General features: G+C 67.3%; 11 protein-coding genes. 3 read left to right on the forward strand and 8 right to left on the reverse strand.

Annotated features, from left to right (window positions below; genetic code table 11):
* Positions 1 to 86 precede the first annotated feature (86 nt).
* The 3 genes from AC5WNJ_RS13300 to ptsP are packed head-to-tail and all read right to left on the reverse strand — an operon-like array spanning position 87 to position 5,958.
* A complete protein-coding gene (locus AC5WNJ_RS13300; RefSeq protein ID WP_495929912.1) occupies positions 87 to 1,886 on the reverse strand; it encodes a PTS fructose-like transporter subunit IIB in 1,800 nt (599 codons plus the stop codon).
* Positions 1,883 to 2,926, reverse strand: a complete 1,044-nt coding sequence (locus tag AC5WNJ_RS13305; RefSeq protein WP_495929913.1) for a 1-phosphofructokinase family hexose kinase — start codon at positions 2,924 to 2,926, stop codon at positions 1,883 to 1,885. Before AC5WNJ_RS13305 ends, AC5WNJ_RS13300 begins: the two co-directional genes overlap by 4 nt.
* The gene (gene ptsP, locus AC5WNJ_RS13310; protein WP_495929914.1) at positions 2,926 to 5,958 is read right to left on the reverse strand and encodes a phosphoenolpyruvate--protein phosphotransferase; all 3,033 of its coding nucleotides are present in this window, start codon (positions 5,956 to 5,958) and stop codon (positions 2,926 to 2,928) included. The genes AC5WNJ_RS13305 and ptsP overlap by 1 nt, the downstream gene beginning before the upstream one ends.
* A 385-nt stretch (positions 5,959 to 6,343) precedes the next feature.
* On the opposite strand from ptsP, the gene cra reads away from it, so the two are divergent.
* The gene (cra, locus tag AC5WNJ_RS13315) at positions 6,344 to 7,351 is read left to right on the forward strand and encodes a catabolite repressor/activator (RefSeq protein WP_176677812.1); all 1,008 of its coding nucleotides are present in this window, start codon (positions 6,344 to 6,346) and stop codon (positions 7,349 to 7,351) included.
* Between the two features lie 26 nt (positions 7,352 to 7,377).
* Here cra and AC5WNJ_RS13320 read toward each other — a convergent pair whose 3' ends face one another.
* Both AC5WNJ_RS13320 and AC5WNJ_RS13325 read right to left on the reverse strand, forming a co-directional pair.
* Positions 7,378 to 10,137 carry an ATP-binding protein gene (locus AC5WNJ_RS13320; protein ID WP_495929915.1) on the reverse strand — a complete coding sequence of 920 codons (2,760 nt, stop codon included), beginning with the start codon at positions 10,135 to 10,137 and terminating at the stop codon, positions 7,378 to 7,380.
* 51 nt (positions 10,138 to 10,188) lie between these two features.
* Positions 10,189 to 10,845 carry a putative pterin-binding protein gene (locus AC5WNJ_RS13325; protein WP_495929916.1) on the reverse strand — a complete coding sequence of 219 codons (657 nt, stop codon included), beginning with the start codon at positions 10,843 to 10,845 and terminating at the stop codon, positions 10,189 to 10,191.
* Positions 10,846 to 11,090: 245 nt separating this feature from the next.
* On the opposite strand from AC5WNJ_RS13325, the gene AC5WNJ_RS13330 reads away from it, so the two are divergent.
* Both AC5WNJ_RS13330 and AC5WNJ_RS13335 read left to right on the forward strand, forming a co-directional pair.
* On the forward strand, positions 11,091 to 13,232 hold the full coding sequence (locus AC5WNJ_RS13330) for an alkaline phosphatase D family protein (RefSeq protein WP_495929917.1): 2,142 nt from the start codon (positions 11,091 to 11,093) through the stop codon (positions 13,230 to 13,232).
* Positions 13,216 to 14,190, forward strand: a complete 975-nt coding sequence (locus AC5WNJ_RS13335) for a histone deacetylase family protein (RefSeq protein ID WP_495929918.1) — start codon at positions 13,216 to 13,218, stop codon at positions 14,188 to 14,190. The genes AC5WNJ_RS13330 and AC5WNJ_RS13335 overlap by 17 nt, the downstream gene beginning before the upstream one ends.
* A 100-nt stretch (positions 14,191 to 14,290) precedes the next feature.
* Here AC5WNJ_RS13335 and AC5WNJ_RS13340 read toward each other — a convergent pair whose 3' ends face one another.
* The 3 genes from AC5WNJ_RS13340 to modB form a co-directional block, all read right to left on the reverse strand.
* On the reverse strand, positions 14,291 to 15,106 hold the full coding sequence (locus AC5WNJ_RS13340; RefSeq protein ID WP_495929919.1) for an MOSC domain-containing protein: 816 nt from the start codon (positions 15,104 to 15,106) through the stop codon (positions 14,291 to 14,293).
* Positions 15,107 to 15,168: 62 nt separating this feature from the next.
* Positions 15,169 to 16,380, reverse strand: coding sequence for a molybdenum ABC transporter ATP-binding protein (gene modC, locus AC5WNJ_RS13345; protein WP_495929920.1), 1,212 nt, complete (start codon positions 16,378 to 16,380; stop codon positions 15,169 to 15,171).
* Entirely contained in the window at positions 16,373 to 17,065 is a 693-nt protein-coding gene (gene modB / locus AC5WNJ_RS13350; protein WP_176677817.1) for a molybdate ABC transporter permease subunit, read from the reverse strand. Before modB ends, modC begins: the two co-directional genes overlap by 8 nt.
* Positions 17,066 to 17,233 lie beyond the last annotated feature (168 nt).

A 17,233-nucleotide genomic window follows, 5' to 3' on the forward strand; every position in this document is an offset into this window, starting at 1 on the left:
AAAGCCCCCGCCGGGAGACCGGCGGGGGCTTTTTGCGTCTTGCCTTGTGCGTTTGCGGCTTGCGTCCTTACCTGACTGCCAGCGGCTCAGGTCGCGGCTGCGGTCTCGACCTGCTGGGCGCCCTTCTTGATCAGCGCATAGCCGATACCTGTCACCAGGGTGCCGGCGACGATGGCGCCCAGGTACATCAGCGGCACGTTGATGGCATTGGGAATCAGCAGCACGAACAGCCCGCCGTGCGGCGCCAGCAGCTTGGCCCCTATCAACATCGACAGTGCGCCGGTAACGGCACCACCGACCATGCAAGCCGGAATCACGCGCAGCGGGTCCTTGGCGGCGAACGGAATCGCACCCTCGGAGATGAAGCACAGGCCGAGAATGAAGCTGGCCTTGCCAGCCTCACGCTCCGGCTCGGCGAACTTGCTACGCGCGATGAAACTGGCCAGCCCCATGCCCAGCGCCGGCACCATGCCAGCGGCCATGATGGCCGCCATCGGCGCATAGGTCTCGCTGGCCAGCAGGCCGACACCGAAGGCATAGGCGGCCTTGTTGACCGGGCCACCGAGATCGAAGCACATCATCGCACCGAGCAGAATGCCCAGCAGCACGGCATTGGCCGAGCCCATGGACTCGAGGAATTCGGTCAGCGTCGCCATCAGCCCCGCCACCGGCGTACCGACCACGTAGATCATCACCAGGCCAGTGACCATGCTCGCCACCAGCGGGATGATCAGGATCGGCTTGAGCGATTCGATCGACTGCGGCAGCTTGACGAAACGGCTCAGCCCCAGCGCGCTGTAGCCCGCCAGGAAGCCGGCGATGATGCCGCCGAGGAAGCCGGCGTCCAGGGTGGCGGCCAGCCAGCCGCCGATCATGCCCGGCGTGATGCCCGGGCGGTCGGCGATTGAGTAGGCGATATAGCCCGCCAGCACCGGAATCATCAGCTTGAAGGCCGAGCCACCGCCGATCTGCATCAGCGCCGCCGCCAGGGTGCCTTCTTCCTCGAAGGCCTTGATGCCGAACACGAAGGACAGCGCAATCATCAGGCCGCCCGCCACCACCATCGGCAGCATGAAGGACACGCCGGTCAGCAGATGCTTGTAGGGGCCGCGCTTCTCGCCCTTCTGCTGGCCGCCCTGACCGCCCGCGGCGGTGGCGGATTCCACCTCGGCGCCTTCCAGCGCCTGCTCGATGGTATCGCGCGGCTTCTTGAGCGCGGTGCCGGTGGAGGTACGCCAGATGCGCTTGCCGGCGAAGCGTGTCGGGTCGACCTCGATATCACAGGCCAGGATCACCACCTCGGCCGCGGCGATCTCGGCCTCGGTCAGCGCATCCTGCGCGCCCACCGAGCCCTGGGTCTCGACCCGCGTCGGGTAACCCAGCGCGCGTCCTGCCTCGCTCAGGGCCTCGGCGGCCATGAAGGTATGCGCCACGCCGGTCGGGCAGGCGGTGACCGCGACGATGGACGGTTTGTGCGTCACGTCTCCACCAGCTGCACTTGCTGCGCCGCTGGCCGTCGTGCTGGACATCGTGCCGACAGTCGCAGCCACGTCGGCGATGTCCTTGGCTTCCAGCACGCGGGCACGGGAATCGGCATTGGCCAGGAAGGCGGCGGGGTCCGGCAGCGCCTCTTCAATAGGCGCGACATGCACGCGCTTGCCGACGAAACGCTCGAGACCGGCGCTGGTCAGCGGCGACGCTGCGACGATCACCAGCTCGGCGGCGGCGAGCTGGGCATCGCTCAGCACGAGTTCACGCTCGAATTGCGAGCGCATGTCGATGAGGGGCTCCCAGTCGCGACGACGGGCGGCCTGCTCCAGGCGGCGTGCCGCCAGGAAGCTGGTCGCCATGCCGCTCGGGCAGGCGGTAACGATGATGACATTCATGGGCGTGGCTCTCCGGCTGTCGCGACCTCGGCAGACGCCAATGTCTCGATGCTGGTGTGTTGTTGGAGGGTTTCAAGCTCCGGGGCGGCGGGATTGCCCGGCCCCGGGTGGGTTACGGCCTCGGCGGAAAGCGCCGTGGCATGACGCAGAATCCGTTCACGCATGGCCGCCGTGGGTGCCGGATGGCAGAGCACCCCATGCAGCATGGCGGCCAGCAGGGTATCACCGGCACATACGGTACTGACCACTCGCATGCGCGGCGGACGTGCCCGCAGTGTCTCGGCGCCGGGGCTTGCCCACAGCACGCCTTCCGGGCCGGCAGAGATCAGCGCCTGCTCGACGCCGTGCTCGACCAGACTCGCCAGCGCGCGCTGACGGGCGGCGTCGGTCTCCAGCGGCTCGCCCGCCCACAGTGCCAGTTCCTGTTCGTTGGGCTTCACGCCGCTGGGCGGCACCGCCAGACCGGCTTCCAGTGCCGTGCCGCTGGTATCCAGCCAGCAGGCAATGCGGCGTGAACGCACCCGCTGCACTAGGCTTGCCAGCTGCTCGCTGCTGACACCCGGCGGCAGGCTGCCGGCGATGACGACAGCACAGCGCTCGTGGCTACCCTCGGCCTGCTGACGAGCGATCCAGTCATCGATGCGCGCCTCGAGCCGCGTGAAGGCGGCCTCATCGACCTGCATGCCCGCGCCGTTGATATCGGTGACACGACCACTGGCCTCACCGAGCTTGACGTTGATGCGGGTCGCGCCCGCGACGCGCTCGAAGGCATCACACAGCCCCCACTCGGCGAAGGCGGCCTCGAAATCGGCCTGGTTGTCGGCGCCCAGAAAGCCGCTCAGCGTCACGGGATGGCCCAGCGTCGCCAGTACCCGCGCGACGTTGATGCCCTTGCCCGCTGCCTCGAGATGCTGGCTGCGCGCCCGGTTGACCTTGCCCGGCACCAGGCTGTCGAGGCCGATGGTCATGTCCAGCGCCGGATTGAGCGTCACGCAGAATACCGGGCAGTCGGCGGCCTGACGCGTCGTGTTGTCACTCATCACACTGACTCCCGCGGGCTGTGCCCATTACTGTTCGCATGACTGACCGCAGCGCCCGAGGTGGCCTCGGCAACCGAAGGCTCGCCCTGCTCGAGCAGCGCTTCCAGAGCACTGCGCACGTCTTCCGAGGTCGGCTGGGCCAACGCGACCCGCGCCTGCTCACGCGCCGTGGCCAGGTCCAGTTCACGCACCCGCGCCTTGACCAGCGGAATCTGGCGACTGGACACCGACAGCTCATCCACGCCCAGCCCGACCAGCACGCCGACGGCCTGGTCATCACTGGCCAGTTCACCACAGACGCCGACCCAGGCGCCGTGGGCGTGGGCGGCACTGACGGTCATCTCGATCAGGCGCAACACCGCCGGATGCAGGCCATCGGCCTGCGCCGAGAGGGTCGCATGGCCACGGTCGATCGCCAGGGTGTACTGGGTCAGGTCATTGGTGCCCACCGAGAAGAAGTCGACTTCCGGTGCGATGCTGGCCGCCGTCAGCGCCGCCGAGGGGATCTCGATCATCACGCCGACCTGCACGTCGCGCACCGGCGGCTGGCCATGTTCGGCCTCATAGGCGGCGTCCAGCTCGGCACGCACGCGATCGACGATGGCACGCGCGCCACGCAATTCGGCCAGGTCCTTGACCATCGGGAACATCAGGCGAATCGGCCGCGCACCGGCGGCCGCCAGCAGCGCCCGCACCTGGGTCTCGAGCACTTCCGGGCGCGTCAGGGCTAGGCGAATGCCGCGCAGGCCGAGGAAGGGGTTGTCCTCACGCGGCAGCGGCCAGTACGGCAGCGGCTTGTCGCCGCCGACGTCCAGCGTGCGTGCCACCAGCGGCCGTCCCTCGAGCGCATCCAGCGCCTCGCCGTACTGGGCGGTCTGGGTGGCGAGGTCCGGCGCCTGCGGGTGCGCCATGAACACGAATTCGGTACGCAGCAGGCCGACACCCTCGGCACCGCGCTCGACGGCGTCGCCGGCATGAGCGGTGTTGCCCAGATTGGCGACCACCTCGACATGATGGCCATCCAGGGTTGTGGCGGGCGCCATGCGCGACTCCCAGGCAGCGGCCTGGCGGTGTTCATGCCCGGCGATCGCCTCTTCGGCACGCGCGCGGCGACTGGCCGAGGGCATCACGCTGACGCGGCCGCGTTCACCATCGACGATCAGCTCGCTGCCATCGGCGATCGCCAGCACGCTCGGGCCAGCCCCGACCACCGCGGGGATGCCCAGCGAGCGCGCCAGAATCGCGCTGTGCGAGGTCGCTCCGCCCAGCGCCGTGACCAGGCCGCGCACGCGCGTGGTATCCAGGCGCGCCACATCCGACGGGCCGATATCCTCGGTCACCAGCACATGCGGTGTCTCGGGGGCGCTGGGCAACGGCGTATCGGTCAGCACGCCGAGCACCCGCCGACCGACATCGCGCAGGTCAGCGGCGCGTTCGGCCAGCAGGCGATCGGCGAGGTTCTCCTGAGCGCTGGCGGCGCTGTCGATGGCCGACCACCAGGCCGCTTCGGCGCTGTGGCCTTCATCGAGGCTTTCGCGCGCCGCGGCAAACAGCTCCGGATCGCCAAGCATCTCCTCGTGCATCGAGAGAATCTCGGCCATCTCGGCACCTTCAGCGCGATTGACCAGCGCCAGCAGCTGCTCGCGGGCGGTCTGGATGCTGGCCACCAGGCGCTCGGCCTCACGATCGGCGCCGGCATCGCTGCGCGTCTCATAGACGAAACGCGGCAGGCGCATCACCCAGCACGGCGCGATGGCCATGCCCGGCGAGGCGGCCACCGCGGGTACCACGCTGTCGGCGGCCGGAGCGGCCTGCTGAGGGTCGCGGGTAGCTTGCTGCTCGCTGACCGCAAGCGGCGTGGCGGCGTCGGCGCGCCAATCGGCCAGCGGCTCCACCGCCTCGCCGAGACCGGCCTGTACCGCGCTCACCATCATGCTCAGCGCCGCCTGATTGGCCGCCGAGTCATCGCCGGAGGCGCTGAAGATCAACGTCTGGCCGCGGCGTGCCCCCAGCCCCAGCACCTTGGTCAGACTGGCGGCACTGACCACACCGCTGTCATCGCCTTCCAGTCGCAACGCCGGAATGACGCCATGCTGCTCTCCCGCCTCGCGCGCCGCCTGCACCAGCTGCTTGGCCGGACGCGCATGCAGGCCGTGGGCGTTGAGCAACACGACCTGAGCCAGCTGCGCCGAGGCGGACTCTCCCGACAGCCGCGCCAGCAGGGCGCTGGCCGACAGACCCGGCAGGCTTTCGCCTGCGCCCTCCTCCAACAGCGTCAGCAGGCGCTCCAGCAACGGCTGATGCTGGCCCTGCCGGGCATCGGCTGCCAGACAGGCCAGCGCAGTGATGCGCCCGTGGCGCGTCTCCAGTGCCTTCTCCGGCGTGACGATGGCCAGCGCCGAGCGGGACACATCCTGCTGCGACTGCGCCAGCCACACGCCCTGCCCCAACGCCACCGGTTCGGCGGCGAGCATGGCCGAGATGAAACCATCGTTGACACAGCCGGCCTGGCGCAGGCGCGCGGCCCCCGCCAGTACCAGCTCGTCACGATCACGCGCGGGGAAACCGCACAGCAGCGTCTCGGCATCCAGCCGCGGCGGTACCACCTCGCGCCCCAGCTCGCTCAGCACTTCCTCGGCGGTCGTCGACGCGGCCAGGCGCTCACTGACGCCGTCGCGATCGAGCACACGCGTCAGCGCGCGCAGGATGTCGAGGTGCTCATCGGACTGTGCCGCGATGGTCACCAGCAGGAAGACGCGATTGCCGTCGTGCCACTCCACGCCCTGCGGGAACTGCAGGACACGCACTCCGGTAGCCAGCACGGCCCCGCGGCTGTCCGGCGTGCCGTGGGGGATCGCGATCCCCTGCCCCAGGTAGGTGGAAGACTGGGCTTCACGCGCCAGCAGACCCTCACGATAGTCGGGCGTGGCGCGCCCACCGGCGACCAGGGCATCGGCGGCCTGTTGCAAGGCATCGCGCCAATCGCTGGCATGGGCGGCGAGAAGGATGTCCTCGCGATCAAGACTGAGCATGGCTGGCTCCTTGAGGCTCCCTTGGGGTGAGGAGCCTGGATGTTGGCGGTGCGCGGCAAACGCGTCTTTCAGCTGCCGCGACACGTCACTTGGCGAGTTCCGACAGGGTAGCGCGTCATGGCGTGATGACGAGCGTGCTGAATCGTGTCACCTCAATAGGACTCATGCTGGCCGTTTTCTTGCGCCCGATCAAGCGAACACAAACCGAAAACGTGCTTCTGGTGACTAGACATTGGGCGTAGAGCCGCCTGTGGCGCGGGCTCGAGAGGCGTCGAGCGAGGCGTGCCCGGCGCAGAGAGGATTTGCACCCGAGCCCACAAGTGCGCATCATTCCTCGCACATGGAGCACGCAGATCCCGTTCCCCTTTCCAGCAAGGACAGTGGCATGACCCTGGCAGAAATCGCGCGTCTTGCAGGCGTTTCACGCACCACCGCCAGTTATGTGGTCAATGGGCAGGCACAGGCACGACGTATCAGCCCGCAGACGGTCGAGCGCGTCATGGCGGTGGTACAACGTCATCATTATCGGATCGATGCCCAGGCAGCCGCGCTGCGGCGTGGTGAGAGCCGCACGCTGGGCTTCATGCTGCCGGACCTGGAGAATGCCAGTTATGCCCGCCTGGCCAAGTTGCTGGAGCGCGGGGCACGTGAGCGCGACTATCAGCTGTTCATCGTCTGCTCCGACGATGAGCCGGAAACCGAGCGCGAACTTGCACGCATGCTCAAGGCGCGGCGGGTCGATGCGCTGATCACCGCCAGTTGCCTGTCCCCCGATGACCCCTTCTACCGCGAACTGGCGCTGGATGGCTTCCCGGTCATCGGTGTCGATCGCGCACTGGATACGCGCCACTTCGCCAGCGTGGTCAGCAACAACGAAGATGCCGCCCGCCAGCTGACCGAGGCCGTGCTGGAACACGCGCCGCAGCGACTGCTATGGCTGGATGCCTTGCCGGAGATCGATATCTCGCGGGCGCGGGCCAGCGGCATGCAGGCGGCGCTGACGCACTATCAACAAAACACCGGCAGCAGCGAGCTTGAGGCCACCATCCTGCATGCCGCACGTTACGAGCGCGAGGCCGGTGCAGCGGCGCTGATCGAGCATCTCCGCCATTCACCGCTGCCGGATGCCATCGTCACCGCCTCCTACACCCTGATGGATGGCGTGCTCGATGTGCTGTTCGCCGAGGGGCCGCCGGCCAATCCGCCCAAGGCGATGGCCAGCTTCGGCGATGATCGCCTGCTCGACTTTCTGCCCCTGCCGATCCATTCGCTGCCCCAGCGTCACCAGCAGATCGCCGATGCGACGCTGACGCTGGCGTTGCAGGGTATCCAGGGCAAGACCACGCCGGGTGTGACGCTGGTGGAGCGCGAGCTGCGCCGACGCCAACACTGAGCTGCCGCGCTCGCCGATCTCCAGCCTCAAGGGTAGCGGGCGCCCTCAGCCTGATCGGCGCTGCGGTGATCGCGAATCTCGGCCAGCAGCGCCGCCACCGCGGCCTCGATGCGGGTGCGCGGCGTGTCGGATGCCAGCAGCAGCTCCAGCTGCAGAGCGGCGTCGCGTAGCAGGTCGTGATCCAGAGTGGCGGCGCTGCCCTTGAGCAGATGGGCCTCATGCTGGAGCTGCTTCAGATCCATATGATCCACCGCCCGCGACAGGCGCTGGGACTGCTGCTCGAGCTGCTCCTCGAAGGCCGTCTCGAGGGCCGCGATACTGTCGGCATCCAGCTCATCCCGCAGCGCAGGTGTCACGGCCTGTGCAAGCGCCGCCGCTGACCCGCCAGACATCCACGACTCGCCTGTGTTCATGCTCGTGTCTCCCCCATCTATCCCTTCCCGTTCGCCCTCGCCTTCGCTTTCGCCCTCAGGCTCACGCCGCTCGATGGGGCCAGCCGCCGACGACTCACTGACCTTGCCTGCTTTAGTCTCAGTTTCAGCTTCAGCCTCGGCCTCAGTGGCACGCGCCTGAGCCTCCTGGATCATGCGACGCCGCGCAGCGGGGGAATCGAGTGATGCCACCAGTGACGCCGCACGCGCGAGAGCCTCACCGGTTTCCGGCGGCGCCTCGAAGTGGGGCGGTCGCTCAGTGGTAGGGGAATAGCTGATCGGGTCGAAAGGCTGGGTGCTGGCGAGGGCATTGACGCGCCATTCGCCGAGGTCCTGGCTGCCCGACTGCCAGCGCGCCAGCATGCTGGCGAGCTGCTGACGCCGGATCGGCTTGGACAGGAAGTCGTTCATGCCCGCCGAGAGGCAACGCGCACGCTCCCCCGCCGCCACATTGGCCGTCATCGCGACGATAAGACTCGGCGCACGCCTGTCACTGTGCTCCATGGCGCGCCAACGACGCGCCACCGCAAAGCCATCCAGTCCCGGCATGCGCAGGTCGAGCAGCACCAGCACCGTATCGGGCTGGCGTGCATACCACGCCAGCGCCGCCTCGCCACTGTCGACCGTCGTCACCGTATAGCCCAGGCCACTGAGCATGGAGTGGGCCACTTCGCGATTGATGTGATTGTCGTCGACCACCAGAACATGCTCGCCACGGCTGATCGGCAGGGGTGTGGAGGAGAAGGTCGGTCGCTTGAGCGCCGCGGCGCGTGGCAGCGGCAGCTCGAACCAGAAACAGGCGCCCTTGCCCGGGCGTTGCCTGATGCCCAGTCGTCCCCCCATCAGTTCGACCAGCCGTCGCGAGATCGAAAGCCCGAGCCCGGTACCACCGAAGCGGCGCGCGGTGGAGGCATCGCCCTGGGTAAAGGGCTCGAACAGCTGGGCGGCCTGCTCTTCACTGACCCCGATGCCGGTGTCATCGACCTCGAAGCGCACGCGCCCCGCCGGCAATGCCTCGACCAGCAGACAGACACGCCCCTGCTCGGTGAACTTGAAGGCATTGGAGAGCAGATTGAGCAGCACCTGACGCAGGCGCACAGAATCGCCCATGACCTGCTCGGGCAGCTGGGCGGAACGGCGGTCATCGAAGACGATGCGCGTGCTGTCCATCTGCGGCAGCAGCAGGTCGATCACGCCATCGATGGCCGTGTGCAGTTCGAAGGGGCGTCGCTCGACGCTGAGTTTGCCGGCCTCGATCTTGGAGAAGTCGAGAACATCATCCACCAGCCCCATCAGCACTTCGCCACTGTCGCGCAGGCTGCTGGCATAGCGGTGCGCACTGCTCTGCAGCGGTTCGGCCAGCAGCAGTTCGCTCATGCCGATCACGCCATTGAGCGGGGTGCGAATCTCGTGGCTCATGGTGGCCAGAAACTCGGACTTGGCGCGACTGGCCTGTTCGGCCCGCGCCGCCTCGTGCTTGAGGGCCGACGACATCGCCAACATCTGCTGGCGGGCCTGTTCACGCCCGCGGGCCTGCAGCCAGATCTGACGGCAGACCATCACGGTGGCCAGCAGCATCAGCGCCAGCAGCAGCAACATCAGCTGCACCAGGCTGTCGCGGCTCTGACGCTCGTGGGCCAGCTCCTCGGCCAGACGTGCACGTACCCGCAACAACAGCGTCTGGGTGGTATCGCCCAGCGCATCGCTCAACTGCTGGAACTCCGCCGCCTCGCGACCCTCGGGCCCCAGCACCCGGGAGCGCTGTGCAGCGCCATTGCCTGCTGAAGCGTCACTGCCTGCTGAAGCGTCGTCGGTCTGTGCCGCCTGCACCGGGCCCGCGCCCTCGAACACCGGGCCATGTCGCCACTTTTCCAGCCGCAGATCGAGATACTCGATCTGGCTCATCAACTCATCGGCCAGCAGCGGCACGGCCGGCAGGGTCATCAGATGGCGCTGGAAATCCCCCCGCCGGAAGATGTAGGTACGGCTGTAGAGCAGTTCGTAATTCTGCAGCACCTCATTCCAGATACTGGCACGGTCAGCTGGCTCGGCGACGCGATAGCGCGCCATCGAGGAGGAGAGACTGACCGCCTCACGATCCAGCTTGTAGATCGACCAGACGGCATCGTCGCGGGTGCGGTCTTCCAGGCTGACCTGGTTGTGCAGGATGGTGCCGCCGATGCCGATGGAGGCCAGCAGACACAGGATGCTGATCGCCATGCCCAGCCACAGCGGCCAGCGGACAGGGGGATTGCCGCTTCCGGCCACGTCCGACGCGACAATGCCCTGATCAGCAAAGGACTGATCAGCAGCGGTGCCTGAAATCGGGGATCTTTCACCCGGCGACTGATTCACTGCATGACTCCATGTCATATTGCGACTGGGGGGCCGGGCGCCAGCCCTCGCTCACTCCAGCGTCAGCCCGGTGACTTGCCAGACACTGCGAAAGCGCACCTGCTCATTGAGCAATTCCGGATGAGCATCAAAGGGATACAGCACGAACAGGGGCCCGAGATCACGCACCGGCATGCGCTCGCCATCACGTCGCGTGGCCAGCAGGACATCGAAGTCCTCGATATCGCTGAGGGGGATCTCGGCCACGAAGTCATTCAGTGCCCGCACCTTGAGTCCGCTGGCATCTTCAGACACCCGCGCCACCAGCTCGCGCAGCAGCGGGCCGGAGAAGCTGACACGCCCCTGGGTCCAGGGAGTATGGGTGGCCACCACGCGCGACGGCATGGCTTCGAGCATCGCCAGATCGAAACGCGCCCGCGGTGCCTGCCGGGACCCGGCATTGCCACAGCTGACGGCGCCCTCGACCGTCAACACCACCGGCCCGCTGGGCGCGGGCAGGCAGTCATTGGCCGCCAGCACGTGGCGCTCGCCTGTCGCCAGCGGCGCCTCGGCGGCCAGGGCCGCAGGGCTTGAGAGGCACGCGGCCAGGCCTGCTGTCAGACTTGCGGCCAGAGCGACCTTGCGCCAGACAGGGCTGCGCAAGCCGGGCCCGCGGTTGACGGGTCTGGACAACGGACTCACGAGGCGCATCGCCGATGGATCATTCATGCCGGTTTCCCATGCTATTGTGCGAACGCCATGTGCATTCAAGGGCCCAACTTTACGCTAGCTCGCGCATGCTTTGCGAGTCTGCGAACCTCGCGCCACGACGAGTTGTCCACTCAACGCACGGAGCCACTCACACGCGCAAGCCCACGCCTGCACCCATGGCTGGCGTTCGTCGCCTGTTAGGCTATCGCTTGATAAGCGCCAGCTGACCGCCATCCCTCTCCACCTGCCATCGAGCCTGCTTCATGTCTGCCACTTCGTCCGCCTCGCTGCCTGCCAACGGCTCTCCCACACCGACTGCTGTCCTGCCCCGCGTGCTGGCAGGCCCGATATTGCGTCGTGTCACCGCCGAGGGCGTGATGCTGTGGCTGGTGACTTCTCGCCCACAGCAGGCGCGGGTGTGGCTGCTGCCGGAACAGGACGCGACGCCTCTCACCCGAGATGAGGATGGCCTGCCGACGACATCAGGCTGTCGGCTGACGGAGCATCTGGCGATGCCGCTGGGGGAGCACGCCTGGCTGCTGTTGATCGAAGCGCACCCCGACACGCCCTTGCCTGCCGACTGCGCCATCGCCTACGAGCTGGGCCTGGCGGAGCCATCCTCGACAACGGCGGCATCATCCACAGACACGCCCGAATGGCAGGGCATCGCCGACTGGGCGCCACAGATCCGCTATCCCGGTGAAAGCCTGCCGCGTTTTCGCCTGCCGTCACGCCTGACGCGTGTCGCACATGGCAGTTGCCGCAAGCCGCATCACGGCTTGAGTGACGACGAGCAGCAGACGCAGCAAAGTGCGCAAGGCGCTGCGATGACAGACCGCCTTGAGACGCCACCGCCCAAGGGCCCGGGTGGCGATGGACTGGTGGCGCTGGATCACTGGTTGAGCGAGCGTCGACAGAGCGTCACCGAGTGGCCGGAGGTGATGCTGTTCACCGGCGATCAGATCTACGCCGACGATGTCGCGGGGCCGATGCTGGGCGCGATCGATCAGCTGATCGCGGGGCTGGGCCTGCCGGAGGAGACATTGATGGAGGCCGAGGTCTCCGACACTCGCGAGCTGCGCCAGCACCCCTCGCACCTCTACCATCGCCCGCAGCTGCTACCGGACATGGCGGCCAACGAAGGTGTGGCCGCCAGCTTCTTCGGTGCCAAGCGCAAGCCCATCTTCACCTCCACCGGTGCCGACAACCATCTGATCGGCCTGTCGGAAGTCATCGCCATGTACCTGCTGGTGTGGTCTGACGTGCCGTGGGAGGCGCTGGGCATCACGCTGGAAGATCCCTTGTCGCTCGAGGGCCATGACGACGCCACCCGCAAGCGCCATGCCACCGAGGCCCGCCATCTGCGGCGCTTCTGTGGCGGACTCGGTCAGGTACGTCGCCTGCTGGCCAATGTCCCCAGCCTGATGATCTTCGATGACCACGACGTCACCGATGACTGGAACCTCAGCGCTGCCTGGGAGGAAGCCGCCTATGGCCACCCCTTCTCGCGCCGCATCATCGGCAATGCGCTGACCGGCTATCTGCTGTGTCAGGCCGCCGGCAACGGGCCGGAGCCACTGGCGGAGCTGCTGGAGGAGACCCGGGCGCTGTTCACTCATGCCCTGACTGGCACTGACACGGCCGCAGACGGCCATTTCGATGTCGAGCGTCAGGAGGCGTTGATCGCCCACCTGCATCGCTGTGAAAGCTGGGATTATCAGCTCGACACCACGCCGCCGCTGATCGTGGCCGATACGCGCACCCGCCGCTGGCGCAGCGAGCGCAAGCTCTCGCATCCCTCGGGGCTGATGGACTGGGAGGCACTGAGTGAACTCCAGCAACGCCTGGTCGGCCATCCGGCCGTGGTGCTGGTGTCCCCGGCACCGATGTTCGGCGTCAAGCTGATCGAGAGCATCCAGAAGCTGTTCACGCTGGCCGGCAAGCCGTTGATGGTCGATGCCGAGAACTGGATGGCGCATCGCGGGGCGGCCAGCGTGATGCTCAACATCTTCCGCCACTCGCGCACGCCGCAGAACTTCGTGATCCTGTCCGGCGACGTGCACTACTCCTTCGCCTACGACGTGCGCCTCAAGCATCGCCGTTCGAGCCCGAGCATCTGGCAGATCACCAGCAGCGGCATCCGCAATCGCTTCCCTGTCGGCCTGCTGGATGTGCTCGATCGTCTCAATCGCTGGCTATACGCCCCGCGCTCGCCGCTCAATCTGCTGACGCGCCGGCGCAACATGCGTGTCACGCCGCGCCGTCACGATGCGGCCAGTCAGGGCGAACGCCTGCTGAATGCCTGCGGCATCGGGCTGGTCGATCTGGACAGCGACGGCCGCCCCACCGCCATCCGCCAGCTGACCACCGACGGCCAGGAGGTGCACTTTGTGCCCCGTCGCTGATGCCCACTGCCCGCCGCTGGCGATGATCCATCATCCCGGCTATCGGATCGCGCTGCCCGAGAAGCATCCCTTCCCGATGGACAAGTTCAGCGTGCTCAAGCGGCTGCTCGACCGCCAGCTGGCCGACTGCGCCTCGGCCGTCGACTGGGTGACGCCTCAGCCCGCCGAGGAGGAGGACCTGCTCAGCGTGCACACCCGCCGCTATGTGCATGAATTCCTCACCGGCACCCTGAGCCATCAGGCCCAGCGACGCAGCGGCTTCGTATGGAGCGAGGCACTGCGCGAACGCAGCGTGCTGGCCGTGGGCGGCACCATGACCACGGTGCGCGAAGCGCTGACGCGCGGGCTGGCCTGCAACACCGCGGGCGGCACCCATCATGCCCACCCGGAGGCCGCCAGCGGTTATTGCCTGCTCAATGACATCGGCGTGGCGGCGCATCAGGCGCTGGACGACGGCGTGACGCGAGTGTTGATCGTCGATCTCGACGTCCATCAGGGCGATGGCACGGCGTTGATCTTCGCTGATGAGCCGCGGGTCTTCACGCTGTCACTGCATGCCGAGAGCAACTTTCCGGCACGCAAGCAGCAAAGTGATCTGGACGTGCCCTTGCCCAGGGGCATGGGCGATGAGGACTATCTGGCGGTGCTGGAGCGTACGCTTGAGGAGGTGCTGGCGCGGGTACGCCCGGAGCTGGTGATCTTCGATGCCGGTGTCGACCCGCATGCCGCAGACAGGCTCGGCCATCTCGAATTGAGCGACAGTGGCCTCTACCGGCGCGAGCGGCATGTCATCCAGCGCTGTCGCGCGGCGGGCGCCGCCGTGGCCTGCGTGATCGGCGGCGGCTATGACCGCGATATCGAGGCGCTGGCATGGCGTCACAGCCAGCTGCACCGTGCGGCGCTGGATGTCTGGCGCGAGGAACATGGCCAACCTGCCCTGTTCGGGCCGCCGACCTGAGTTTGCCTACCTCCTTGCCAAGCGCCCCCTCAACGAAAACGCCCGCCATCGAGGGTGGCGGGCGTTTGGGTTCAGGCCTGTAGGCAAGATTCCAGCGACATCACTTGAAGGCGGTGACTTCCACCTCATCGCCGACATGCAAGGTAGGCTTGCGCGAGGGATCGAGTGCGACGAGGTTGTAGCCGAAGTGCACCTGGCCATCCGCGAAGCGACGCACCCGCGCCAGCGTCTTGAGCGGCTCACCGTCGCCACGCTTGTCGCCCGTCGCCGGGTCGACATTGACCATCGCACAGCGGGTGCAGGAGGACACCAGCGTGAAGCGTGCCTCGCCGATGCGCACTTCCTGCCAACCATCCTCGGCCCATGCCTCGGCACCACTGATCACCAGATTGGGCCGGAATTGATCCATGCCATGATCCGCCGTCGGCGTCTCACGATTCAGCGCTTCCAGCGAAGCCTCGTTGGCCAGCAGCAGCGGGAAGCCGTCGGCGGCGCTGACGCGCTGCGCGATGATCTCGCGATAGCGCTGCGAGCGCTCGCCCAGCCAGCAGAGCCTGACCGGCATGCCGATCTGCTCGCTCAGCCAGGCATCAGCCTCAAAGCTCACGCTCAAGGCAGTGAACCGATCGGCCCAGACCTGGATATCGAGACGCTCGGCCTGGTCATCGGTGGCAAAGCTGACGCTGCCGCATTCGGGGTGGTCCAGATGCCACAGTCGCCACTGGCCGCTGGCGTCTTCGCGCAAGGCCAGACGCTGCATCTCGGGATGCGTGCGCGCGGTGACGAACTTGCCCCGCGCCGCGACCACCACGAAGCGGCGGTCCTGCGTGAGACCTTCCTCGCCAAGCGTCACTGCCTCCAGCGCTTCAGCGGCGCCGGACTTGAGGGGATAGCGCCACAGGTGGGTCAACTTCATGAGAAGTTCCTTTCCAGAATCCATCAATTTGACAAGTCAGCGTAGGGTGCAACCGAGCGGCATCAGCTCGCAGACGAAGTGGAGCCTGCGTCATTCTGCGTCGCATTTGCCTGTGCCGCATATGTCTGTGCCGCATCCATCACGGGAATATCATCATCCATGGCGTCCAGACTGATCACGTCGGGGCCCGAGAGCGCCACGCTGGAGATCAGCGCCTTGACGCCCAGCCCGACCTTGAGGCCCAGCTCCTGACACACCAGGCGGTCGACTCGCGCCCTCACCCGCTGACCGGCGATGCCCAGTACCAGCTCGGCGCTGGCGTGGCCGCGCTCGCTCTCGATCTCGTGGATCACGGCCGGCAAGGCATTGCGCAGGCTGGTGTGAGTCGGCGTCTCCAGTGCGATGCTGATGTCACGCGCCCGCAGCCGCAGTCGCACACGACGCCCCACCGGCATCGCCAGCCGCGCCAGCTTGAGGCTCAACCCGGCGCCCAGCCCCAGACGCGTCAGCTGCCAGTCATCATCGTGCGACAGCACCTCGGCGGTCAGCAGCGAGCCCGCTTCGAAGCGGCCGGTCTGCGGTGCCAGGTCCAGCCGTGACAGCATGTCACCGATCTCGCCGCTGGCGGTGATGCGGCCGTTGTCCACCAGCGCCAGGCGGTCGGCGACCGCGAACAGCTCGCGGGTGTCATGACTGACGAACAGGATCGGGATCTCGATCTCGCGGGCCAGCCGCGCGATGTAGTGCAACAGCTCCTGCTTGCGAGCGCCGTCGAGGCCGGTCAACGGCTCATCCAGCAACAGCATGCGCGGGCGTGACAGCAGGGCGCGGCCGATCGCGACACGCCGCGCCTCGCCACCGGAGAGCTGGCCAGGCATGCGCGACAGCAGGTCCTCGATGCCCAGCAGCGTCACCATCTCATGCAGACGTGACTGATTCTGTTGGCGCTGAGCGGGCGTCAGGGCGCGCGGCATGCCGTAGCGAAGGTTGCCGCGCACGCTGTAGTGCGGAAACAGGCGCGGCTCCTGGAAGACGACGCCGAGCCTGCGGCGATGCGCCGGCACGAAGATATCGCTCTCGCCGCCCGTCAGGCACTCGCCATCCAGGCGCAGATGGCCATGGTCGGGACGTTCGAGGCCTGCGATCAGGCGCAGGATGGTGGTCTTGCCGCTGCCGGAGCGCCCGAAGAGCGCCGTGACGCCGCGCGCCGGCACCTTGAGCGTGGCATCCAGCGTGAAGGCGCCCTGCTGACGATGGAGGTGGAAATCAAGCATCACGCCCCTCCATGCGCAGTCGCGCGCGACGTGCCAGCCATTCGGAGGCCAGCAGCGACAGCATCGCGATGACGACGGCGATGGCGCACAGCCTGGCCGCGGCACCTTCCTGGCCCGGGGTCTGGATCAGGGTATAGAGCGCCAGCGGCAGCGTGCGGGTCTCGCCGGGAATATTGGCGGCGAAGGTGATGGTGGCACCGAATTCCGACAGCGCACGCGCGAAGGCCAGCATGCCACCGGTGAGAATGCCCGGCAGCGCCAGCGGCATGGTCACCGTGAACAGTACCCGCAGCGGATTGGCCCCCAGGGTGCGGGCCGCGGCCTCCAGCCCCGGGTCGATGGCCTCCAGCGACAGGCGCATCGCGCGCACCATCAGCGGAAAGGCCATCACCGCCGCCGCCAGCGCCGCGCCCTGCCAGGTGAAGGGCAGCACGATATCGACCTTGGCCAGCCACTGGCCGATGACACCATTGCGCCCGAAGGTGACCAGCAACAGGTAACCGACCACCACGGGCGGCAACACCAGTGGCAGATGCAGCAGACCATCGACCAGCGCCTTGCCACGAAACTCACGTCGCGCCAGCCACCAGGCCGCCGCAAAACCGGGAATCAGGCTCAGGCCGACCGCGACGCAAGCCACCTTGAGGCTCAGGCTCAGGGCTTCCCATTCCAGCGCACTCAGCATGGATCTTCCTCAGACGAAGACAGGTTCTCGCACACGACGTGACGCCAAGAGCCGGCAGACAGCCCTGCCCGCCTTGCTCACGCCGATGTGACAGCAGGCTTCCAGTGTAGCGGCCTCACCTTGCCGATGACATGCCAGCGTATGCCACGAGATGTTTGCGGCTGATCC

The sequence above is a fragment of the Cobetia sp. PDI-23MA genome, from assembly GCF_059507735.1.